Raw genomic sequence first — 21,892 nt, 5'->3', positions numbered from 1 at the left:
TAACCCTTTTGAACGATGTACAAAACATTTCCATGCCTTTTTCAGGCAGCTGCTTTACATTCATTTTGTATGGCCCTTTTGCTCGCCGTTTTTGCCGGCAACAAGCCTGCACAGGCACAAACCAGCACAGCCCAGCCTTTAAAAATTATTGTTTTTGGAGCACATCCTGATGATTGTGATCTTGGTGCCGGCGGCATTGCCTCCATCTATTCATCCATGGGCCATCAGGTAAAGTTTGTTTCGCTGACGAATGGCGACAAAGGACACCAGGATATGGGCGGAGGCGAGCTGGCCAACCGTCGATTACTGGAAACCAGGGAAGTAGCCAGGCGGCTGGGCATTACTTACGACGTGCTCGACAACCATGATGGTGAACTTTTACCAACCCTGGAAAACAGGCTGCTGGTCATCCGTAAAATCCGCGAATGGAATGCCGACATCGTGATTGCCCCCCGCACCAACGACTATCATCCCGATCACCGCAATACCGGCGTGGTGGTACAGGATGCCGCCTACCTGGTGATTGTGCCCAATATCCTCAGCAGTGTGCCCCCGCTGACCAAAAACCCGGTGTTCCTGTACTTTCGCGACCGCTTTCAGAGACCAAATCCTTTCCGGCCGGACATTGCAGTGGACATAACCGATGCACTTGCTAAAAAGGTCGACGGACTGGATGCGCATGTTTCCCAGTTCTACGAGTGGCTGCCCTGGACCAACCAGGATCTTGACAAAGTACCCAAAGACAAGGTGGAGCGCAAAAAATGGCTTCTGGAGAGCATCGGCCGGCGATCGTCGGTAACGCCGGAGATCAAGCAGACGCTTGACAAATGGTACGGCCCTGAAAAGGCAGGCAAGGTCAAGTTTGTGGAGGTATTCGAAATTTGTGAGTATGGAAAGCAGCCAGGCCCGGAAGAAATCAAGAGGCTATTTCCCATGCTGCCTCAATAAACCGTAGAGCAGCAGGTCAGTCCAAGCTTAGCACTATTCTCATAAACTGACCTGCTGTATTTACTAAATTAAGCTAGAAATCAGGACAGTCTATCCTTGAAACTCTCGTAGCCGAACGACCTTATCAGTTCAAAATCTCCGTTTTTGCGAGCCACGCCAATGGAAGGTAAGTTAACACCGTTAAATGTTGTAGTTTTGACCATCGTGTAGTGGATCATATCTTCAAATATGATTTTATCGCCAATTTGCAGCGGTTGTTCAAATGAGTAATCACCCATAAAATCCCCTGCAAGACAGGTCATCCCTCCCATCCGGTAAGTGGGCTTTCCGGGTACAGGCTCATGGTGGGCGCCTTGAATATAAGGCTTGTAAGGCATTTCAAGCGTATCCGGCATGTGTGCCGCAAAGGAGGTATCCAGCACAGCCACGTCAATTCCCTGACTATCGAGAATGTCCAGTACCGTTGTGACCAGTACACCGGTTCGCCATGCAATGGCCGAACCTGGTTCCAAAATCACATCCAGATCGTAACGTTCCCGGATCGCTTTTACCAGGGCGATCAGTTTTTCAATGTCGTATCCCTCACGCGTCATCAGGTGGCCACCGCCCATGTTCAGCCATTTGGCTTCGTGCAGCAGGTCGCCAAACCTGCTTTCAAGTGCCGCCAGTGTACGTTCCAGGGTGTCAGACCCATTTTCACAAAGCGTATGGAAATGCAGCCCTTCGATGCCTTCCGGCAGGTGTTCCGGCAGCTTGTCGCGCGTTACGCCCAGCCTCGACCCGGGTACGCACGGATTGTACATATCGGTAGTTACTTCTGAATATTGCGGATTGACCCGGATACCACAGGAAATACGAGCCTCAGAATGCGCAGCATTGAAGGTCTCTACTTTGTTTTTAAATCGCTCCCACTGCCCAAGACTGTTAAATGTAATGTGGCTGCTCCGGTCCAGTATTTCATCAAACTCCGATTCAAGATAAGCCGGCATATAAGTATGGGCTTTCACCTGCATAAAATCGTTGATCAGCTTCACTTCATTGAGCGAGCTGGCAGTGGCGCCGCTGAGGTACTGACGAACTGTCGGGAATACGCTGTACATGGAAAATCCCTTCAATGCCAGGATGATGGTACACCCGGCAGCCTTTTGCACACTATCAATCAATGCGAGGTTCTGATGCAGCAAAGCTTCTTCGAGGACGAAGCACGGAGAAGGAACGTTATGATAATCCATATGAATTCAAATAGGTGTTATTGGGAATGAACCGCAAAAATGGGATGTTTACATAGATTTTAACACAAAAATCCACGCAGAGTTGCACCTCATGCCTGCGCTCACCCAGATCTTAACAATTGTATGCCATTCTTAGTCCTTGATATTGAAATGACCGGTCCTGAGCCCGGCTGGAACGAGATTATCCAGATCGGTGCTGAATTCTTTGATGATCAGTGGGAGTCAAAAGGTACGTTCCTGCAGAACGTTTACCCTGAAAATGAAGAAGCCTTTTCGTCCAGGTCGGAAGAAATTCACGGTTTATCCCTCGACGAGCTGGATGATGCACCCATGATTTATGAAGTGATACCGATGTTTGAACAATGGATTACAAAATTAAACTACAATAAAAGCAAGTTTACGGATGTAATTATATGTGGACAGAGCGTAGTTTACGATATTAACTTTCTGCGGTTTGCCTATCGGAGCGAAAAGGTGGATTGGACTTTCTCAAACAAAATGCTCGACCTGCATACTATATCCTACCTGTGCTTTGAAATCCTTCGTAGTAATGGGAAGGCGGTTCCCAAACAACTCAGCTTGTCTGCCGTGGCTTCCTACTTCGGGTTGGAACGGAGTACGGGTACGCACAATGCGCTCGAAGATGCACAGCTCACAGCACAGTGCTTTAAAGAGTTTTACAAGATAATTGACAATGTTAAACTAGCATGATTGACTATAATCCGAAGGAGTGGTTCAAGTACATCTTTTACTTTCAAAAAGCGGATACCGTCCGCAAGCTTGCGCCACTCATTGTTACGATTGCCATTTACTCCGGTGCTGTCGCGTACCTGATATTGAAGGTCTGGAAAGGCGGTGAAAACACCGATCTGAAAAATGTCTCACTGGTACACTCCCTGCTCGGCTTTGTGATATCCCTCCTGCTGGTATTCCGCACCAATACCGCCTACGACCGCTGGTGGGAAGGTCGCAAGCAATGGGGTTCGATGATGAACGTTAGCCGGAACCTCGCACTTAAGATTAATGGACTTTTGGATAAAGACACCAGCCGGGCTGACCGCGAGTTTTTCAGAAAGATGATCCCGAACTTTGCGTTTGCGATGAAAAATCACTTGCGCAACCGTTACCTCAGTGAAGAGTTTGACGATAGTACCAGCTTTGGGCAGTCCATGATTGATCCTGGCGGGCACGTTCCGGCTCAGATTGCCTCAGCCATTTTTTCCAAAGTAGTGACATTGCAGCGTACCGGCGTCCTCCTGCCCGAGCATGTCATTGTGCTGAATCATGAACTTGAAGCATTGATGAACATCTGCGGGGCATGCGAGCGGATCAGGAATACACCCATCCCGCTTTCATACAGCTCCTTCATCAAGAAATTCATTTTTGTATACTGCCTCACGTTGCCGATCGGCTATGTTTTCAGCCTGCATTTTCTGGTAATTCCGTTCGTCATGTTTGTATTCTACATCCTGGCAAGCCTTGAAGTTATTGCAGAAGAGATTGAAGATCCTTTTGGCGAAGACAGTAATGACCTGCCGGTGGAACGCATCTGCCAGGGCGTCCTCACATCCGTGCGTGCATTGATTGACTGAAATCCTCAAATCAAACGGTATTTATTAAGATCTGATTAGAACTGGAGTTTTTTCAAACTTTTTGTTGCGTTGAGAAATGAAACCGATTTCCAGTACTTTTTAAAAATTTTTACGAAAACAGTGATTATCGTAAACTCAAATTTTTCTAATCCTTCATTTTGTCTCAGAAACCAGATTAAAACCAGCACTTCCCAGCCAGCATTTACACTTTTTGCCATTCTTACCAGAAAATGGTTCTCTGCGTAAAAGTGTCTATTTTCATCCAAGACAAACTGTTTTATTCATTTAAATAGCTGTTGAGATGAAAAAGATCACCATTATGCTGGCCGTTTTCAGTCTCGCCTTTGCCGAACTGAAAGCACAGTCTATTGTGGATCCGGGAGTATCCATCCACAATTATAAACATCCTAATAAAGCCGCAAAAGCCAGGGCACTTGCCGGTGAGGCGGGTACCGTGAAAGTACCGAGCTACAACACGGTAAACAGATTCTCGAAGGCGCGCAACTCCGGCGACCTGATCACCCCAAAGTATGCGCCAAGACCTGCTGCATTGGTGATTGTTCGGGAACGTCCGGTTGAAAAAATGCAGCTTGACCCACTCTCGTCGCCTGCCAATTACAAGACACCGTTCAGCAAGCGGGTGAAGCAGCCGGAAGCAATAGCCGATCAGAGCTCAGAGACATACCCGACGGTAGATTAGTCTGATAACGTTTGATTATTGTAAATACCGGCAACAAATGAAAGCCGGCTTGTGAGGACATCAGAAAACGATCTGAGTGCTTGCGGGCCGGCTTCTTCTTTCCCAGGTAGATCCTAAGATTTATTAAAAAGTTCATATTGAGGTTTTTACGGTTTGCTGAGAGCATCTGGGTGTTAGAAGTAGTTGCATCCTGCCCGTCGTGAAAAAAGTTAATTGTTTCATTTCAGAGTGCCAATCCTTTCAAGGCCAATTTCTTCGATATTTGATTTTTATAGGTTAATGTTTGATTAACATATGAAAAGTAACTGGCATGAAACTTATTTTTGTTTGACAATGAATAAGTTCAGTACCGGATAACCTACCACAATGTTCTTCACATCACTCCTGTTTTCTACCTTACTCGCGCTGTCGCCGGGTCGGGTGGAGGCGACAACGCGTAACAATGCACGCACGTCTGCCCACAACTACAAGCAATCCAATAACACTTTCGCTGGTGCCCGGCTGCATGCCGGCGGGCTCGTCATTCCGGTGTACGGCCCGGCCAGGATAGCGCGCTCCGGCAAGTACCCGGCTGGTACCTGCAGCACTACGCCCCGTTATGCCGCGCGCCCGGCTTCACTCGTTGTGTTCACCCATGAGAGCCGACGTAAAATGCACATTAATCCGATGCTTTCGCCGGATAATTACAAAGCAGCCGGCCGCTACCAGGTCAGCGATGCCCGCGAACTCGTCAGTGGTGTGCTTTAAATCATCATGCAGCATTCCTAAGTACGGCGCTAACCTCCGCAGCAGGAAGCCTGCTTTAAGCCGGAAAATTGGTCATTTAATTCGATTCAACCCTATTTAACATCTTTTTAACGGCTCCGGTTTGTAGCCGATATTTGAATCTCATAATTTCAATATATGATACCGAGCGAGACCGTAGAACATTTTTACCAGACGCACCCGGCCGCCAAGGCATCCAGGTGGCCCGGTCGGGAAAGTGGGGATGAGGGGCATTTCAATGTGTTCTCCCGGGTGTATTGTCAGAAATATACCTCCTACGCCCGCCGCGACTTTTACCAGATATCGCTTATACTGGGTAAGGGAAGGCTTTCTTATGGGAGTCATGAAGTAGAGATCGACCGCAATGCACTGGTATTCTTTAACCGGAATGTACCCTTTACATGGCAGGCCGTGTCGCAGGAGCAGGAAGGTTACCTGTGCTTGTTTACGGATCATTTTCTTAGTACAATGACCCGTTCCAAAACAGTGACAGATTGCCCCATCCTGCGGAATGATTGCATTCCCGTCTATTTTTTAAGCAAGGAACAGGAAGAATACCTGCTGATTGTGTTCAGGAAAATGCATGCTGAGATCGAATCCAGCTATATCCACAAATACGATCTCATGCGTAATTATGTAAATGTCATCTCGCATGAAGCTATGAAAATGCAACCTTCCGATACCAGTGATCCGTATAGCAACGGCTCCGCCCGGTTGTCCTCCCTTTTTCAGGATCTGCTTGAAAGGCAATTTCCTATCGAATCGCCCGAGCACAAGCTTAAATTAAAAACAGCCAAGGATTACGCCATCAAGCTGGGTGTACACGTGAACCACCTCAACCGCGCATTAAAAGAGATTACAGGTAAAACGACAACGGAGCATATTATAGGGCGTATCATGGAACAATCTAAGGTCATGCTGCGGCATTCCAACTGGAGTGTGGCCGAAATTGCTTTTTGCCTGGGTTTCGAGTATCCCGCCTACTTCAACAATCTTTTCAAAAAGCAGACGGGCATCACGCCGAAGTCTTACCGGGTGCTTGAACGCTGAGCTGTTTGATTTTTATAACATTTTATTTGAAAGAAGTAAATAGAACCCGTGGTGACATAATTACATTTGCATAGCCAATCAGCCTGCTGCCCCCGTAACCTGCCGGGCGGTCGTCTGTTGCTATTAATCATCTCCTATATGCCGAGAAGTTTTCTGACTTTCCTCATCCTGGTACTGACCTTCTCCATCGGGAGACCGCGGGCGAAAGGCCAGGTACTGACCCTCCGTCAGGCCGTCGAGACAGCCCTGACCAACTATCCTTCCATTAAAGCCAAAAACAACTATCTCAGCGCCTCGAAGGCTACGGTGCTGCAAAGCCGGAAAGAGTACCTGCCCAACGTGAACCTTTCGGCCCAGCAGGATTATGGGACGGTAAATGGTCAGAACGGGCCGCTCTACGGAATGGGCTTATCGGTAGCTTCCTCGGGACTTCCGCTGGCAAAGCAAAACTGGAATGCCGCTTTCGGCTCGCTGTACCTCACCAACGTCAACTGGGACTTTTTTGCTTTCGGCCGGGCACGTGAACGCATCGGCGTGGCCGAGAAAACCGTGCTTCGCGATGAGGATGATGTGCAGCAGGAATTGTTTCAGCACGAAGTAAGGGTTGCTGCGGCTTACCTCAACCTGCTGGTAGCCCAGCGGCTGACCCGCTCGTGGGAAAACAACCTGCAACGTGCGGATGCATTGAGAACGGTGGTGGTAACCCGCGCGAAGAATGGGCTGAACCCGGGCGTGGATTCGTCGTTAGCCAATGCAGAGGTATCCAATGCAAAGATCAGCATCAACCAGTCGCGCGATTTTGAGCAGGAACAGGCTGCCAACCTGGCCCGGCTGCTTGGCATTACCAACCAGCAGTTTGTACTGGATACGGTTTTTATCACCAAAATGCCGGAGGGCATAGCCGATACGACTGTCCGAAATGAAAACCATCCTGTCCTGAAATATTTCGCCTCCCGCATTGCCGTGAGCGACCAGCAGGCCAGGTACTTCCGCACGCTTGGCTTACCCGTATTTTCATTGTTCGGCGTGTTTCAGGGACGTGGCGCCGGGTTTCATTCCAGCTATGCATCCGACCAGAATGCATATACCCAAAGCTACTTTGAAGGTATCAAGCCCGTGAGATATAACTACTTGCTTGGTATAGGCGCTACCTGGAACATGACGAATGTGCTGCGCACCCGCCAGCAGGCAACAGCGCAAAACTTTATCTCGGGTGCATTGAAAGAGGAGTACAACCTCATGGATCAGCAGCTCCGCAACCAGCTGATCATGTCCGAAAACAAGATCCGCAATGCAGTGGCCAATTTCAGGGAAGCACCTGTGCAGGTACAGTCCGCGACCGATGCCTACAATCAGAAAAGCGTGCTTTACAAAAACGGATTGAGCAACATTGTAGACGTCACCCAGGCATTGTACGTGGTAACCAGGGCCGAAACCAACCGCGACGTAGCCAACAGTAATCTCTGGCAGGCCCTGCTGCAGAAAGCGGCGGCCTCCGGTGACTTCGGGATTTTCCTGAAACAGTAAGACAGGCCGGACCGGCAACATTCCCGAACAATATCGAGCAATTATGGATTTAATACGTTTCGCCCTGCGCAAGCCCATTACCATCATGGTGATTGTAGCAGGTTTGTTTTTCTTCGGGGTCAATGCCGTGCGAAATATCAAGGTCGACATTTTTCCTAAACTTGACCTGCCGGTCATGTACATTGCCCACCCCTTCGGAGGTTACACGCCGGACCAGATGGAAACCTTCTTTGCCAAACAGTACATCAATATTTTGCTGTATGTAAATGGTATCAAAAGCATTGAGACCAAAAACATTCAGGGATTGACCCTGATGAAGGTCAATTTTTATCCGGGTACCAACATGGCACAGGCATCGGCCGAGCTGAGTGCTTTTACCAACCGCGCGCAGGCGATCTTCCCGCCCGGCTCCAACCCTCCCTTTATCATCCGCTTTGATGCGTCTACGCTGCCGGTCGGCCAGCTGGTACTCAGCAGCGAGAAAAGGAGCAACAACGAGCTGATGGACCTTGCGAATGTGTACGTGCGGTCTACCTTCACATCCATTCCCGGGCTAGTGTCGGCCCCGCCGTTTGGCGGAAACATCCGAACAATCGTGGTGAAGGCAGATCCTCAGCTGATGCGCTCCCATAACATCAGCCCGGACCAGCTGGTAGAGGCACTCCGCCTCAACAACCAGACGGCACCTTCGGGAAATGTGAGAATTGGCGACAAAAATTATATCACCCCTACCAATACGACCGTGCATGCGGTCAAGGATTTCGAAAACATTCCGCTGTTTAAAGGCACGGTGCAAAACCTTTACCTGCGCGACGTGGCGACGGTGCAGGATGCGGCGGATATTACGTCGGGGTATGGGCTTGTGAATGGAAAACGGTCTGTGTACCTGAGCATTGCAAAAAATGCGGACGCGTCTACCTGGGAAGTGGTTCAAAACCTGAAAGCTGCAATTCCTAAAATACAGAGCACCCTGCCCGAAGATGTGAAGGTAAGCTATGAATTTGACCAGTCGACCTACGTGATGAACTCTGTGAAGAGCCTGCTGTCCGAAGGTGCGATCGGTGCGATCCTGACCGGGCTGATGGTATTGCTTTTTCTGGGAGATCCGCGGGGTGCGCTCATTGTAATCCTGACGATTCCTACTTCGATCATTTCCGGTGTACTTTTCCTGAGCCTTTTCGGGCAGACCATCAACATCATGACCCTGAGCGGACTGGCGCTCGCAATCGGGATACTGGTAGACGAAAGTACTGTAACCATTGAAAACATTCACCAGCACCTGGACATGGGTAAACCGAAGGCACTGGCGATTTGGGATGCCTGCCAGGAAATTGCATTTCCCAAGCTACTCATCCTCTTCTGTATCCTGGCTGTATTTGCGCCTGCTTTTACCATGGGCGGCATTCCGGGATCACTTTTCCTGCCGCTGGCCCTGGCGATCGGGTTCAGTATGATCGTTTCGTACTTCCTTGCGCAGACCTTTGTGCCTGTGATGGCAAACTGGATCATGAAGGTAAAACATCATAAAAAGGCGGATGGCACCGAGATGACCGACGCAGAGGAATTTGCAGCGTCGGGCCTGGGCCGTGATAAAGATCAGCAGAAAGAAGCTTTGCTGCACCGCCACGATGGCGATGCTGAGGTAAAAGGTTTCGACAGGATCCGTCGGCGCTTCATGCGGTTCATGGAGCGGATCATGCCTTATCGCATCCCGATTACCATTGCTTACCTGATTATCACCATTGCGGCGGCTGCGCTCATGCTCGACAGCATCGGGAAGGACGTTTTGCCTAAGGTAAACGGAGGACAGTTCCAGGTGCGCCTGCGTGCCCCCGAAGGTACCCGCATTGAAAAGACAGAGATAAAAACCCTGGAAGCCATACAGGTTGTGAAAGATATTGTGGGGCCTGAAAATGTCGCGATCACCTCGGCGTATGTCGGTCAGCACCCTTCATTATTTTCTGTAAACCCGATATTCCTCTGGGTAGCCGGCCCGCAGGAAGCGGTATTGCAGGTAGCATTGCATGAAGAATTCCATACCAACCTGGATGAGCTCAAAGAGCAGATCAGGGCACGCGTGAAAGCGATCAGCCCGGATGTATTCCTCTCTTTCGAACCCATTGAACTCACCGATAAGATCCTCAGCCAGGGCTCTCCCACCCCGATCGAGGTGCGGCTTTCAGGTAGGAGCAAAAAAGTGAATGAGGAATATGCCAAAAAAGTAATCGCAAAACTCCGGGAAATCAGCTACCTCCGTGATGTGCAGCTTGGACAGTCCAACAAGTACCCGGCCGTAAAAATCGAAGTCGACCGGGTAAGAGCAGCCCAGCTCGGGGTGGATATGAGTGATGTTTCCCGATCCCTCATCGCGTCTACCTCATCTTCCAGGTATACCGACAAAAACATCTGGGTGGACGAAAAAGCAGGGTACAGCTATTCCGTACAGGTTCAGATTCCGGAGAGCAAGATGAACAGCATCAATGACATTGGCGAAATTCCATTGATGAAAAACAGCAGCCGGCCCATGCTGCGCGACATTGCTACCATTACGCCGGATACTACTTACGGGGAAAATGATAACCTGGGTTCGCTACCTGTTTTGTCTGTAACGGCCAACCTGAATAACATTGACCTCGGCCGTGCGAAAGGCGATGTCGAAAAAGCACTTGCAACCCTGGGTGAGCTGCCACGCGGGCTGACGGTGGAACTGGTCGGCCTCAGCCAGACGCTCACGGATACGCTGGACAGTCTGCAGAATGGACTGGTAGTAGCCATCATCGTCATTTTCCTGATGCTGGCTGCCAATTTTCAATCCTTCCGGGTGTCGGCCATCGTACTCGCGACCGTGCCCGCCGTAATCGTAGGCTCGCTTGCCTTGCTGATGCTCACCGGCTCAACATTGAACTTACAGTCCTACATGGGCATTATCATGTCCGTGGGGGTATCCATCTCCAATGCCGTATTGTTGATCACAAATGCCGAGCAGCTGCGCAAGCACAGCGGAAATGCTATTGGTGCAGCCCAGGAATCTGCCGGACTACGCCTGCGCCCGATCGTGATGACGGCCGTTGCGATGGTGGTGGGTATGGTACCTATGGCCAGCGGACTGGGTGAAGCCGGCGACCAGTCGTCGCCACTCGGGCGGGCGGTAATCGGCGGGCTGATTGCCTCTACATTTGCGGCGCTCTTTATTCTGCCGCTTGTATTTGCATGGGGTCAGGGAAAAACGAGCACCCAAAGTGTATCACTCGATCCTGAGGATGAAGAAAGCCTCTACTATGTGCCGGTAAACAAGTAATCCATCGAACTTTAATAAAAATGAAAAGGATACAAATCATTGCTGCGCCCCTGCTTGCTGCCTCGCTGGGGCTGGCTTTCCAGGGTTGCGGCTCGTCACAGGCCAATGAAGAGGCGCGCAAAGCCGCACCCAAAACCGAAGCACTGGCAACCGAAACGATTACTTTACAAAAGCAACAGCTTACATCCAGCCTGAACATTCCCGGTGAGCTCATTGCATTTCAGCAGGTGGACCTGTACGCAAAGGTGAGCAGCTTCGTGAAAAAGCTGCATGCAGACGTAGGCTCCGAGGTGCAGCAAGGACAGATCCTGGCAACGATGGAAGCACCCGAGCTCAATGCCCAGGTGACCGCCAGTGAATCGCGTCTGCAGGCGCAGGAAGCTTTGTACCAGGCGAGCAATGCCAATTATGAGCGTCTTCTTGAAACAAGCAAAACACCTGGTACAGTGTCTCAGAATGATCTTGATGTTGCATTGGCAAAACAAAAATCTGATCTTGCCCAGCTCGAAGCATTGAAGTCTGCACGGCGGGAAATTACCGATACGCGCAACTATCTTGAAATCCGTGCACCATTCAGCGGCGTGATCACGGCGCGGAATGTGAGCAACGGAGCCTACGTAGGGCCTTCGGGCAAAGGATCGGAATTTCCGCTGTTTACCCTGGTAGAGCAGCGCAAGCTGCGCCTTGTGGTGAGTGTTCCGGAAGCTTATACCAGCTACCTGAAAAACAACAGCGAGGTGAAGTTTACCGTCAAGTCGCTGCCTGATCAGACGTTTGCTGCCAAAGTAACACGGCTCGCAGGTGCATTGGATACACGCCTCCGCTCACAGCGCACCGAAATGGATGTATTTAATAATAACCGGAAACTGCTCCCCGGCATGATCGCCGAGGTGGCCATCCCGCTCAACAGTGGCACAAAGGCATTTGCAGTACCCCAGTCGGCGGTACTAAATAGCACCCAGGGTACTTACGTGATTAAAGTGGTGGAGAATAAAGCCGTGTGGGCGCCGGTGAAAGTAGGCAGCAGTGACGCCGAGAAAACCGAGATCTTCGGCGATATCCGGGAAGGTGATGTGATCGTGAAAACAGCGAATGAAGAAATCCGCAATGCTTCTGCGATCAGTCATGTGAAGCCTGCGGACATCTGAGGTCAGCGCGCTTTTGCGGTGGCTCCTTCTTTCAGCACAATGCGCAGCTTGAAGCCGGCGAGGTCGGTATTAACCTCCCGGCACAACCCGTTTTTATATAAGTACACCCCCTGTTTACCGTCGGGCAGCGCTACTCCGTATTTTCCTTCGGATAACTTTTTGATGCCGCACATGCGTCCGTAACGTTCGGAATATACTTCGCTGAGGTTTACCGGCTCTTTATAGTACAGGCCCGTAATGGTACTCAGGATGGGCTCGTCAATTTCGATCTTCGGCTTTTCTTTTCCATCCTCTCCCGAAAACCATACTTCATACAGGCTTTTGGCTGCACTTTTAGTCTGCGTTTTTTCTTTCAGGTCCCCGTTTACAAGATGCGCACATACTGCCGAAACCAGCTTACCCTGTACGTAGCTGGTCTGGGTGGAGTACTTTCCTTTGTAGAACAGTACTTTAAAGTCTGACTCAATGCGGTGAGTTTCCGTATTCGCCTCTCCTTTGTCGTCAAATACCCTCAGTGAACCGATCGTTCGTCCTGCCAGGATGATGTCGTAAACGTTCGTCTGGCTGCAAACCGGGCCGGCCAGCAGCAACAGCATTCCCAAGATGTAACAACTCATTTGCTTTTTGTGCATAGTGCTTTTCCTCCGCTGCTTTCGTATGCTATATAACAGCACAACTTTTGTTCCTATTGTATCATGCGGAACATAATCGCCAGTAAGGCAAACCTGTTTAAGGCTGATCGTTTGCGCTTTTTGCAAACAAGATGTCCCGCTTTGACCTGTGACAATCAACGCGGGACATTCCCCTACTGCTACATTGTAATTTCCTATTTGGCGGCGGAAAAGTCCAGTTGCTGGATGAGGGCGGGGTTTTCAGGAGAAAGTGTGAAGTAAACCCGCACATCGCCACGCTCACATTTGAGCAGGAATGTACCCCGGAGCTGGTTTTCGGCGAACATCTCGGTGCTACCGGTAATGTGCCCCACTTTGGCCAGCAGTACGTCCAGCTCCTGCCTGCGGTGATTTATGGAACGGTCCGGGAAAAAGTTTTCCGCAAATATGCCGCTTTGTTCCGCATTCTTCCAGTCCGGCAGCATCCGCGTGAGCTCATCCTTTCTCTTTGTAAGGATGGCAGACACGCCGATGGGCGTTGGTTTTAATCCGGTGAGTGCGATGATTGTATCCAGCACTGCCGTATTGATCGTAGCCATGCCGGCGTAAGTACGGTTGGCGTAAGCAATGATACCGATGCCGTAATCGGGCAGGATCTGCCACTGGCTGCCAAAACCTGGCAGTCCCCCGGTGTGCCCGATGCCCGTCCTGCCCTCGCAATCCCTGCTCCACCGCAATCCATAGCCATAAGCTGAAACCATGGCGCAAGGTCGCCCGCCCGGATATTTGTATGCAGCATTGAGATTATTGAAATTCCAAGGCATCTGCATTTCCCGCACGTCACTGCGCCGGACAGGCCCGTGTTCGGGTGCCGAACTGGCTGGCCATGCCGATAAATGAAAAATGACATATTTGCTGAAATCCTCAATGGAAGTAATAAGTCCACCCATGGCACCATAGGTACCATCGTGCAGCAGCTCCTCCTCTTTCCACATATCGTCTTCATACCGGTAACCATGCGCCAGCAGTGCTTTCGGCGCTTTGCTGTACTCCCAAATGGTATTGTTCATACCCAATGGTTTGAAAATCGTGTCGTCGATATACTGCTGGTAGGGCTTGCCGGAAACATTCGAGATGATCTTGCCCAACATGGCGTACCCCAGGTTGGCATACTCATAGGCGACACCGGGCACATTGGAAGATGAGATCCCCTTCCTGATCAATGCAATAAGTTCTTCATCGCGAGTATCCAGCTGGCGGTCACCCCATGGATTGTCTTCGGGGAACCCCGCCGCGTGTGTCAGCAGATGCCGGACCGTTATCGCCGGCGCATCGGAAGTGAGCAGCGGCATGTTCTTAAGTTCCGGAATATACAGGTATGCAGGATCGTCCAGCCGGAGCTTGCCCTCATTCCGCAAGGCGAGTATCCCCATGGCCGTCACGCTCTTGGACATGGATGCGATCCGGAACAACGATTTTGTTCCGGCCTTCACTGATCCTGCAATTTCCGAATACCCGGTGGCGCCGGAAAGCAGTAATTTTCCGTCAAGTACAATGCCGTATGCCACCGCCGGTAAATGTTGCTGCGCGGCATAGTCGCGGTACATTTTATCAATCACGGGCAGCAAAGCACGCACTTCCTCAGCCCGGTCTCCGGGTGTTCCCTGGGCAAGGCATGCGTGAACGATCAGGTAAAGGATCAGGGTAAAGGTCGCTTTCATGCGGGGAGTCTGTTACTTGTGGTGAAAAGTGAAGATAAGAAACCTGTTTGAAAAATCCACTTTCTTACTTTTGTACAACACATACTTTTTTAGTTGATTATAAAAGTACAATTTTCGTGAATCATCTTTTTTGTAAACACGTTAATTTTGCATCTGTAAATAGTATTTGATATCCATAGTCTGTTTTCAGGTAAATGCCGTATTAAAGGCAACATAGAAATAATCATATAAAAAGCTTTTTTAAAGTCCATCACGCACCACAAATTTCGATACACATGAATTATTCAATTTTCGCTCCTTCTGATTCCAGAAAATTTCTCCGGCTTGCGGTTGCTGCATTCTTTTTTGTGCAGGGACTTAGTTTTGCTGCCTGGGCAAGCCGTATCCCCGATATCAAATCCATGCTGCACCTGACCGAGGGAGGACTGGGAACAGTTCTGCTCGCATTGCCGATCGGGTTGATGGCCAGCCTCCCTGTTTCCGGTTGGATGGTGACAAACTACGGCAGTAAGAAAATGGTGCTGATCGGTGCATTGCTTTACGCTACTACCCTCACTTTCATTGGGTTTGTAACCCGCACGGAGCAGCTGGTCATCGCCCTATTTGCATTCGGGCTTTGGGGTAACCTCACCAACATTGCCGTCAACACACAGGCTGTCGCCGTGGAGCAGGTGTATGGAAAATCGATTATGGCATCTTTCCACGGGCTCTGGAGCCTGGCAGGGTTTGTGAGCGCCATGCTCGGCTCTGTTTTCATTTCGATCAACGTGCCTCCGTCCGTGCACTTTCTGGTAGTTGCATTGCTTGCCTACGCCATCATTTTTGTAGCACACAGGCATACCATGCCCGACAGCAGCAAAAGCGAGGACGAGTCGCAGCCCATGTTCGTGAAGCCCGACCGTGACCTCCTGCTCCTGGGCCTGATTGGCTTTTGTGCGATGGTGTGCGAAGGCGCGATGTTTGACTGGAGCGGGGTTTACTTCCGTGAAGCAGTGCACGTTCCTGCGTCCATGACCACGCTCGGATATGTTGCTTTTATGGGCACCATGACCGGCGGCCGCTTTGCGGGCGACTGGCTGGCCAACCGCCTCGGACGTAAAACCATGCTTCAGATCAGCGGTGCATTGATGGGCAGCGGACTGGCCATCTCGGTGTTCTTTCCATACCTGGTACCCGCCACTTTCGGGTTTCTGCTGGTAGGCTTCGGAGTGTCGTCGGTGGTACCGCTGGTTTACAGCGCAGCAGGCAAGTCCAATACCATGTCGGCCGGTATGGCGCTTGCAGCAGTATCGTCCATCAGCTTCATTGGTTTCCTCATCGGACCTCCATTGATCGGTATCGTAGCACAGTTTGCTAACCTGCAGTGGTCGTTTGCGATCGTCGGCGTACTTGCTTCCATGACTGCCTACCTGTGTACGAAAGCGAGGCTCATCCGGTAGGCTGGTATATATTTTTGAAAGACTTAAAGGACAGCCCAAGGTTGTCCTTTTTTCTTTTAACCATACTGTATGAAAAAGTTAGGTACCCTGCTGCTTCTGCTGGCAATAATTTGGGCAGCACCTGTGCATGCCCAGCAGGACTCCCTGCGCAACCTCGACATTAATCTGGAAAACTATGAATATCCGTTTCCGGTCTCGTACCTGAGCTTTGATACGCAGGGAGAAAGGCTGAAAATGGCGTACATGGACATCGAGCCGGACAAGCCAAATGGCAGGAATATCATGCTCCTCCATGGCAAGAACTTCAATGGCGCCTACTGGGAACAAACGGCCCGCGCATTGTCAGCGCTGGGTTTTCGCGTCATTATGCCCGACCAGATCGGGTTTGGGAAGTCGTCCAAACCCCTGCATTTTCAATACTCCTTTCACGAGCTGGCAGCCCATACCCGCGAGATCCTCGATACACTTGGCATCAACAAAACGATCGTACTTGGACATTCCATGGGAGGAATGCTGGCGACCCGGTTTACCCTGATGTACCCCGAGCGGATCGAGAAACTGGTGCTGGTCAATCCGCTGGGCCTGGAAGATTATAAGTTGAAAGTACCCTATCAGCCTATCGACAAATGGTACCTCACTGAGTTGAAAAGCAACGTTACGTCCATTAAAAATTATCAGCTTACCAGCTACTATGACGGTAAATGGAAGGAAAACTATACCCGCTGGGCGAACCTCCTTGCGGGCTGGACGCTCAATAAAGAATATCCGCGCATTGCCTGGAACGCGGCCTTGACGTACGACATGATTTATACGCAGCCTGTGTGCTACGAATTTGGAAAAATTGCAGCGCCTACCCTGCTCATCATCGGGCAGCGCGACCGCAGCGCGGTAGGTAAAAACCTTGCGCCTGAATCCTTGCGCGCTACCCTGGGCAACTTTCCCGAACTCGGAAAAGCCACCCAGGCCAGGATCAAAGGCAGCAAACTTGTACCGCTCGACAACATCGGGCACCTGCCGCACATTGAAGATTTTGACCGGTTTTTCACGGCTCTGAAACCCTTTATCATACCATGAAAACAGCCGCCCGGATTGCGTCCGGGCGGCTGCTGATTTTACTCCCTGGATAACTCAGCCTAAAAATTGTTTGAGGTAGTTGCGGCTGGTGAGTATGGCGGTTTGTACATCGGAAATATTTCCTTCGTAGGCTTTGTCTTCCACTTCTATCACCACAGGACCCCGGTAGCGAACATCCGTTAATGCAGCAAAAAAGGCACGCCAGTTGACATCACCGAGTCCCGGCAGCTTGGGTGAATGGAATTCCAGCGGATTGGCCATAATCCCCACCCTGTCCAATTTATCTTTGTAAACCTTAACATCCTTCAAATGAACGTGATGCAGCCTGTCTTTATAATTGTAAATAGGCTTGATTTCGTCCATCATCTGCCATACCATATGTGAAGGATCATAATTCAGCCCGAGTATAGGGCTTGGTATTTTTTCGAACATAATATCCCATACCGCTGGGCTTATAGCAAGGTTTTTGCCACCCGGCCACTCATCATCTGTGAAAAACATCGGGCAGTTTTCGATGGCAATTTTCACATTATTCTCCTCGGCAACCTTCACGATAGCAGGCCAGACATCCGCAAAACGGGCAAGGTTCTCTTTCATGCTTTTTGCAGGATCACGGCCGATAAAGGTGGTAACTACGGGCACATCCAGCCTGGCTGCTCCGCGGATAACTTCCTTGATGTGTTCAATATAGTATTCCGATTTTTGTGGGTCCGGATCAAGCGGATTGGGATAATACCCGAGGGCTGATATGAAAACGCCTGCTTCTTTCAGGCTATGGCGTATGCCGGAAACTGCCTCGGTGGTGAGGTCCCCTACATTGATGTGAGTAACCCCTGCATATCGTCGGCTATCGGTATTATTGGCAGGCCAGCACATCATTTCCACACATGCAAAACCATGATTACCGGCAAAACCAATAACATGCTCGAAGCTGAAATCTGCAAGAATCGCGCTGTTAAAACCTAATTTGAGCATAATGGATCGAGTTTTTTAACAAACATCCACAAAAATGGGCGAGCATTCAAGATACGGTTGGAATTCCATCCAACTTTTGACCGGCTTCATCCGGGCAGCACACCACTGGTAACTATCGCGCTCGCGTGCATGATTTCAAAATGTGTAATATTGACCTTATAAATGCAGTGAACCTAAACACGTTACACCATTATGGCAGAATCTGAACCGGGTATCGGGAAGAAGATACTCAGCTTTTTTATCAAGGATGCCGATGAACCCGCACAGGCGGTACCGGCCAATATTCCTGTGACCAAACCGGAAAATGCCGTCAAAAGTCAGGCAGAAGTTCCGGTTCCCACAGGCGAGGTGAACAAAAAGTTCATCGAACATTTTGCCGCACTGCTCGAAAAGGCCAATATGCCCGGCCCGGATTACTTTGAGTACAAGCAGGCGCTGCAAAGTATGGACGGATTGGGGCTTGGTGTTGAAAAACAATTCCAGGCAGCGTGGGCGAGCTTCAAGGCCATGGGCGGTGCAAAGGAAACGACGGTGCTGAAAACATCTGCCGAGCAATACCTTACTGTGCTGGGGCGTGACCGGGAATCATTTTTGAAAGATGTGGAAAAAACAATCCGCGACCGGGTAGGCGCATTGCAGGAAGAGCAGAAAAGGCTGGAACAGGCAAATGCCGCATTCCTCAGCCAGATTGCAGATCTTCAGCGTAAAATCGATGAGAATAAAAGCCGGCTCGGGCAGATTGCCGGCGATGTGACGGAGCAAACTGCGCGTATCCAGAGCAACCGCGAAAGTTACGACATGACCTACGCCCGATTTGAAGAGCAGATTAAGTCCGATTTGAACAAGATTAACCAATACCTTCACTAACCTGACATACTGAAAAACATGGCAACACCCGATTTCACTCAGCTGGGCGGCGCTCAGGATGACCACTCGAAAAGGTCGTACTGGAGCAAGCCCGAAGGCGTTACCTCTCTGCTGTTTCTTGGTGCAGCCGGGGCGGCAATCCTTTATTTCTGGAACAAAATTGCTGCCTTTTTGATAGAGGTAACGCAAAATACATTGTACCTCGGCTTTCTTGTAGCCATACTCGCGCTGCTGATATTTCTGTTTACGAGCAAGGATGTCCGTACCGCAGTATTCTTTCTTTTTAAAACATTCATGCGTAAAATCACCGGTGTGGTGATCAAGCTGGACCCGATTGCAATCATGAAAATTTACATTGATGACCTGAAAGAAAAGCGGGAGAAGATGCAGGGACAGATCAATACACTCGCGGGGCAGCTTGTTAAACTGAACCGGAACATCAGCGACAACAATGAAAAGATCAAGCAAAAGTTTGCCGAAGCCAACAAAGCCAGTACCATGCTCGACAGGCCCGGCATGAAGGAAACTGCTTCGCTAGCTACCATTGAAGGTGCCGGTCTGCAGGAGATGAATGAGAAGCTTTTTCCATTGCAGCGCAACATGAAGACCGTACTGGAATTCATGGAAAAAGTGAATAAAAGCGCCGATTATATTATCAAGGAAACCGAGATCAAGGTAAAGCTGAAAGAGGCTGAGTACCGGATCGTTAAGGAAAGCTCGAATGCACTCAGGACGGCCATCAGCATCTTTAAGGGCAATCCGGACAAGAAGTTTTACTTCGACGAGTCCATGGAATACATTCAGGAAGACATGAGTCAGAAACTTGGGGAAATGAAGCGGGCAATGGACCTGTCGATGGACTTTATCAATGGAGTGGATGTGCAGAACGGTTTACTTTCGGACAAAGGACAGGCCATGCTCGAAGCCTACAACTCCGGACAGTTCAAGCTGATCCAGCTGGATACCCCGCCTCCTGCCGATCGCTCACTGAACGTACCCAAAGATTCATCGTACAAGGGTCTTCTTGACTGATTCATTTAGTTTTCAATGCTTTACATTTTTCATTTTTCCACGAACAACCTATGAAACGACTGACAGTTGCAGGACGGTTACTGATCACAGCGATCATTCTTGGCGCTATATTCCTGGGATACAAGTACCTAGGAGGCCAGAATGCCTTGCAGCAAATGGCTACCGACCGGGCACAAAGCTCCGAAACGCAGGCTACCAACACGGATACCAGTGCCACAACTGAGCCGACTCGAAGCGGTGAAGCTACCACTGCACAGACTGCTTCCTTCGAGTACAGTGCACCCGAGCCGGTCAATGGCAAACTCCGCGGCGTGGTGGAGCTCGGTGCGAGCGGATTTAACTCCTTCATCATCCGGGTTGACGATGCGAAACGATGGAAGCTCGAGAAATCTGAATTCGGCAACAGCCTGGTAACTGAAAACATGGCTACCGATGAAGATGTACGGATCGGTTTAAAAAAGTATATCAGCAGCATGCTCGATTTTGGTGTAGGGAGTAAGGATATCCATTTCGTTGTCAGCTCGGGAGCGGCCAAAGCAGATGTTACCGTAAAGATCACACGGGTATTGAAGTCGCTGGGATATGTGGTTAACCAGGTTACGCCCGAGCAGGAAGGACAGCTCGGACTAAAATCGGTACTACCGGCAGGCTTCGCCGATAAGGCATTCGTGGTGGATATTGGCTCGGGAAATACCAAAATTTCCTGGCTGGAAAATGCACGTATCCAGGCTTTGGAATCGTATGGCGCCAAGTATTTTCAGGAAGGTACCAGTGACGACAAGGTGACGCAGGATGTTAAATCAAAAGCAGCCAAAATTCCGCAGTCGCTTCGTAAAACCTGCTTTATCATCGGAGGCGTTCCCTTCGAAATGGCGAAGGAGGTAAGGAAAGGAAAAGAGCGCTATACAATTCTGGGTACGCCTGAAAGTTATGCAAAGTTGACGAATGCAAAGTCCAAAGCAGGAGTTAACATTTATAAATCTGTTGCAGAAGAAACCGGATGCCAGCAATTTGTTTTCGACTGGGATGCCAACTTCACAATCGGCTTTTTGCTGGGTTTGTAACACAGCATCATGCAGGAGGGCTCGGGCATTCGCCTGAGCCCTTCCTTTTTTGCCTGAATAATCCTCCTGAGAATTGCACACACGACAACATTTTGGACCATCATACGTACATACAATTCTGCGTGACTGACGAGCAGAAATTTCGGGCTCGTGAACTGGTGCAACATTCTCTGCATCACCACCATACACCCAATATTTGGGACCGGCACGCTGCTAAGCATTCACATACAAGAATGCTGCGTTTTACCGGCACATTGGGTGAGATTGTGTTTGCAGATGCCTACCACCTGCCTCGCCCCACCCGGTCATTTGGCGCTGCCGATGGGCAGGACTGGGGCCAGGATTTTCAGATTGATACTGATAGTCAGCAATTTGCAGTTGACATCAAAGCGATGAAGCGGAAAACCGGCGTGTTGCACGGCGATTATGTGCTGAATATTCCCGCATCCCAGCTCCACAAGCCCGAGTCCCGTACAACCCATTACTTCTGTATTTCCTTTCACCAGTCCGCTGAGGATGGTACCATTGCATCGCTCATCGGGTTTATTGATAAGGAAGCATTGTATCACGAACAGGTCGGGCGATTTTACCGTGCTGGTACCACGCGCGTCCGCAAGGATCGTACTTCATTTACCTTTCACGAAGATACTTACGAAGTTCCCTTCCGGGACATCGACCCACCCTTTGTCACCGACTCCATCCGCCGGCGCGGCGGTTACAGGCTGTGCCATCTGCGGTAAAGGTTTATACGTATATTTGTTTTAAGGATCTGCTCTTTTTTAGCCGGGCTTTTAGAAAATAAAAAAAGCTTTCGGTCAGGACGGGTACTTTAAAAAAGTGACTTCCAAG

At 50.0% G+C, this 21,892-nt stretch carries 19 protein-coding genes; 15 read left to right on the top strand and 4 right to left on the bottom strand.

The window, feature by feature from the left end; all coding sequences use genetic code 11:
• Positions 1-69 precede the first annotated feature (69 nt).
• Positions 70-948, top strand: coding sequence for a PIG-L deacetylase family protein (locus HWI92_RS05275; protein WP_204661338.1), 879 nt, complete (start codon positions 70-72; stop codon positions 946-948).
• Between the two features lie 80 nt (positions 949-1,028).
• On the opposite strand, the gene nspC is transcribed toward HWI92_RS05275, so the two are convergent.
• A complete protein-coding gene (gene nspC / locus HWI92_RS05270; RefSeq protein ID WP_204661336.1) occupies positions 1,029-2,180 on the bottom strand; it encodes a carboxynorspermidine decarboxylase in 1,152 nt (383 codons plus the stop codon).
• A 123-nt stretch (positions 2,181-2,303) separates the two neighbouring features.
• On the opposite strand from nspC, the gene HWI92_RS05265 reads away from it, so the two are divergent.
• From HWI92_RS05265 to HWI92_RS05230, 8 genes are all read left to right on the top strand, one after another.
• Entirely contained in the window at positions 2,304-2,891 is a 588-nt protein-coding gene (locus tag HWI92_RS05265; RefSeq protein ID WP_204661334.1) for a 3'-5' exonuclease, read from the top strand.
• Entirely contained in the window at positions 2,888-3,772 is an 885-nt protein-coding gene (locus HWI92_RS05260) for a bestrophin family protein (protein ID WP_204661332.1), read from the top strand. Before HWI92_RS05265 ends, HWI92_RS05260 begins: the two co-directional genes overlap by 4 nt.
• 301 nt (positions 3,773-4,073) lie before the next feature.
• Entirely contained in the window at positions 4,074-4,472 is a 399-nt protein-coding gene (locus HWI92_RS05255; protein WP_204661330.1) for a hypothetical protein, read from the top strand.
• Between the two features lie 366 nt (positions 4,473-4,838).
• Positions 4,839-5,219: a hypothetical protein gene (locus HWI92_RS05250; RefSeq protein WP_204661328.1), complete on the top strand. Its 381-nt coding sequence runs from the start codon at positions 4,839-4,841 to the stop codon at positions 5,217-5,219.
• 156 nt (positions 5,220-5,375) lie between these two features.
• Positions 5,376-6,287, top strand: coding sequence for a helix-turn-helix domain-containing protein (locus HWI92_RS05245; protein ID WP_204661326.1), 912 nt, complete (start codon positions 5,376-5,378; stop codon positions 6,285-6,287).
• 138 nt (positions 6,288-6,425) lie between these two features.
• Positions 6,426-7,814, top strand: a complete 1,389-nt coding sequence (locus HWI92_RS05240; RefSeq protein WP_204661324.1) for a TolC family protein — start codon at positions 6,426-6,428, stop codon at positions 7,812-7,814.
• Positions 7,815-7,857: 43 nt separating this feature from the next.
• A complete protein-coding gene (locus tag HWI92_RS05235) occupies positions 7,858-11,112 on the top strand; it encodes an efflux RND transporter permease subunit (protein WP_204661322.1) in 3,255 nt (1,084 codons plus the stop codon).
• 20 nt (positions 11,113-11,132) lie between these two features.
• Positions 11,133-12,260: an efflux RND transporter periplasmic adaptor subunit gene (locus tag HWI92_RS05230; protein ID WP_204661320.1), complete on the top strand. Its 1,128-nt coding sequence runs from the start codon at positions 11,133-11,135 to the stop codon at positions 12,258-12,260.
• 2 nt (positions 12,261-12,262) lie between these two features.
• Here HWI92_RS05230 and HWI92_RS05225 read toward each other — a convergent pair whose 3' ends face one another.
• A complete protein-coding gene (locus HWI92_RS05225; RefSeq protein ID WP_229248926.1) occupies positions 12,263-12,877 on the bottom strand; it encodes a DUF6134 family protein in 615 nt (204 codons plus the stop codon).
• Positions 12,878-13,086: 209 nt separating this feature from the next.
• Positions 13,087-14,592 (bottom strand): serine hydrolase domain-containing protein, encoded by a 1,506-nt coding sequence (locus HWI92_RS05220; RefSeq protein WP_204661318.1) that lies wholly within the window; start codon positions 14,590-14,592, stop codon positions 13,087-13,089.
• 275 nt (positions 14,593-14,867) lie between these two features.
• Between HWI92_RS05220 and HWI92_RS05215 the strand changes: the two genes are divergently transcribed.
• Positions 14,868-16,031: an MFS transporter gene (locus HWI92_RS05215; RefSeq protein WP_204661316.1), complete on the top strand. Its 1,164-nt coding sequence runs from the start codon at positions 14,868-14,870 to the stop codon at positions 16,029-16,031.
• A 69-nt stretch (positions 16,032-16,100) separates the two neighbouring features.
• Complete coding sequence (locus HWI92_RS05210) at positions 16,101-17,105, top strand: alpha/beta fold hydrolase (protein WP_204661314.1); 1,005 nt, start codon at positions 16,101-16,103, stop codon at positions 17,103-17,105.
• Between the two features lie 54 nt (positions 17,106-17,159).
• Here HWI92_RS05210 and HWI92_RS05205 read toward each other — a convergent pair whose 3' ends face one another.
• Positions 17,160-18,080, bottom strand: coding sequence for a sugar phosphate isomerase/epimerase family protein (locus HWI92_RS05205; protein ID WP_204661312.1), 921 nt, complete (start codon positions 18,078-18,080; stop codon positions 17,160-17,162).
• 192 nt (positions 18,081-18,272) lie between these two features.
• Between HWI92_RS05205 and HWI92_RS05200 the strand changes: the two genes are divergently transcribed.
• From HWI92_RS05200 to HWI92_RS05185, 4 genes are all read left to right on the top strand, one after another.
• Entirely contained in the window at positions 18,273-18,947 is a 675-nt protein-coding gene (locus HWI92_RS05200; protein ID WP_204661310.1) for a hypothetical protein, read from the top strand.
• Positions 18,948-18,965: 18 nt separating this feature from the next.
• Complete coding sequence (locus HWI92_RS05195) at positions 18,966-19,979, top strand: hypothetical protein (RefSeq protein ID WP_204661308.1); 1,014 nt, start codon at positions 18,966-18,968, stop codon at positions 19,977-19,979.
• 50 nt (positions 19,980-20,029) lie between these two features.
• The gene (locus HWI92_RS05190; protein WP_204661306.1) at positions 20,030-21,043 is read left to right on the top strand and encodes a Ppx/GppA phosphatase family protein; all 1,014 of its coding nucleotides are present in this window, start codon (positions 20,030-20,032) and stop codon (positions 21,041-21,043) included.
• 233 nt (positions 21,044-21,276) lie between these two features.
• Positions 21,277-21,783, top strand: coding sequence for a hypothetical protein (locus tag HWI92_RS05185; RefSeq protein ID WP_229248924.1), 507 nt, complete (start codon positions 21,277-21,279; stop codon positions 21,781-21,783).
• Positions 21,784-21,892 lie beyond the last annotated feature (109 nt).

This window comes from Dyadobacter sandarakinus (genome assembly GCF_016894445.1).
In the GTDB taxonomy this organism is placed as follows: domain Bacteria; phylum Bacteroidota; class Bacteroidia; order Cytophagales; family Spirosomataceae; genus Dyadobacter; species Dyadobacter sandarakinus.
This window is presented reverse-complemented; position numbering and strand designations above follow the sequence as displayed.

What these genes read in the sequence shown, in the direction of transcription:
- HWI92_RS05205 (WP_204661312.1), bottom strand. Translation starts at nt 18,080, where the DNA reads ATGCTCAAATTAGGTTTTAACAGCGCGATTCTTGCAGATTTCAGCTTC.
- HWI92_RS05220 (WP_204661318.1), bottom strand. Translation starts at nt 14,592, where the DNA reads ATGAAAGCGACCTTTACCCTGATCCTTTACCTGATCGTTCACGCATGC.
- HWI92_RS05185 (WP_229248924.1), top strand. Translation starts at nt 21,277, where the DNA reads ATGCTGCGTTTTACCGGCACATTGGGTGAGATTGTGTTTGCAGATGCC.
- HWI92_RS05195 (WP_204661308.1), top strand. Translation starts at nt 18,966, where the DNA reads ATGGCAACACCCGATTTCACTCAGCTGGGCGGCGCTCAGGATGACCAC.
- HWI92_RS05235 (WP_204661322.1), top strand. Translation starts at nt 7,858, where the DNA reads ATGGATTTAATACGTTTCGCCCTGCGCAAGCCCATTACCATCATGGTG.
- HWI92_RS05230 (WP_204661320.1), top strand. Translation starts at nt 11,133, where the DNA reads ATGAAAAGGATACAAATCATTGCTGCGCCCCTGCTTGCTGCCTCGCTG.
- HWI92_RS05255 (WP_204661330.1), top strand. Translation starts at nt 4,074, where the DNA reads ATGAAAAAGATCACCATTATGCTGGCCGTTTTCAGTCTCGCCTTTGCC.
- nspC (WP_204661336.1), bottom strand. Translation starts at nt 2,180, where the DNA reads ATGGATTATCATAACGTTCCTTCTCCGTGCTTCGTCCTCGAAGAAGCT.
- HWI92_RS05250 (WP_204661328.1), top strand. Translation starts at nt 4,839, where the DNA reads ATGTTCTTCACATCACTCCTGTTTTCTACCTTACTCGCGCTGTCGCCG.
- HWI92_RS05190 (WP_204661306.1), top strand. Translation starts at nt 20,030, where the DNA reads ATGAAACGACTGACAGTTGCAGGACGGTTACTGATCACAGCGATCATT.
- HWI92_RS05200 (WP_204661310.1), top strand. Translation starts at nt 18,273, where the DNA reads ATGGCAGAATCTGAACCGGGTATCGGGAAGAAGATACTCAGCTTTTTT.
- HWI92_RS05265 (WP_204661334.1), top strand. Translation starts at nt 2,304, where the DNA reads ATGCCATTCTTAGTCCTTGATATTGAAATGACCGGTCCTGAGCCCGGC.
- HWI92_RS05215 (WP_204661316.1), top strand. Translation starts at nt 14,868, where the DNA reads ATGAATTATTCAATTTTCGCTCCTTCTGATTCCAGAAAATTTCTCCGG.
- HWI92_RS05225 (WP_229248926.1), bottom strand. Translation starts at nt 12,877, where the DNA reads ATGAGTTGTTACATCTTGGGAATGCTGTTGCTGCTGGCCGGCCCGGTT.
- HWI92_RS05245 (WP_204661326.1), top strand. Translation starts at nt 5,376, where the DNA reads ATGATACCGAGCGAGACCGTAGAACATTTTTACCAGACGCACCCGGCC.
- HWI92_RS05260 (WP_204661332.1), top strand. Translation starts at nt 2,888, where the DNA reads ATGATTGACTATAATCCGAAGGAGTGGTTCAAGTACATCTTTTACTTT.
- HWI92_RS05275 (WP_204661338.1), top strand. Translation starts at nt 70, where the DNA reads ATGGCCCTTTTGCTCGCCGTTTTTGCCGGCAACAAGCCTGCACAGGCA.
- HWI92_RS05210 (WP_204661314.1), top strand. Translation starts at nt 16,101, where the DNA reads ATGAAAAAGTTAGGTACCCTGCTGCTTCTGCTGGCAATAATTTGGGCA.
- HWI92_RS05240 (WP_204661324.1), top strand. Translation starts at nt 6,426, where the DNA reads ATGCCGAGAAGTTTTCTGACTTTCCTCATCCTGGTACTGACCTTCTCC.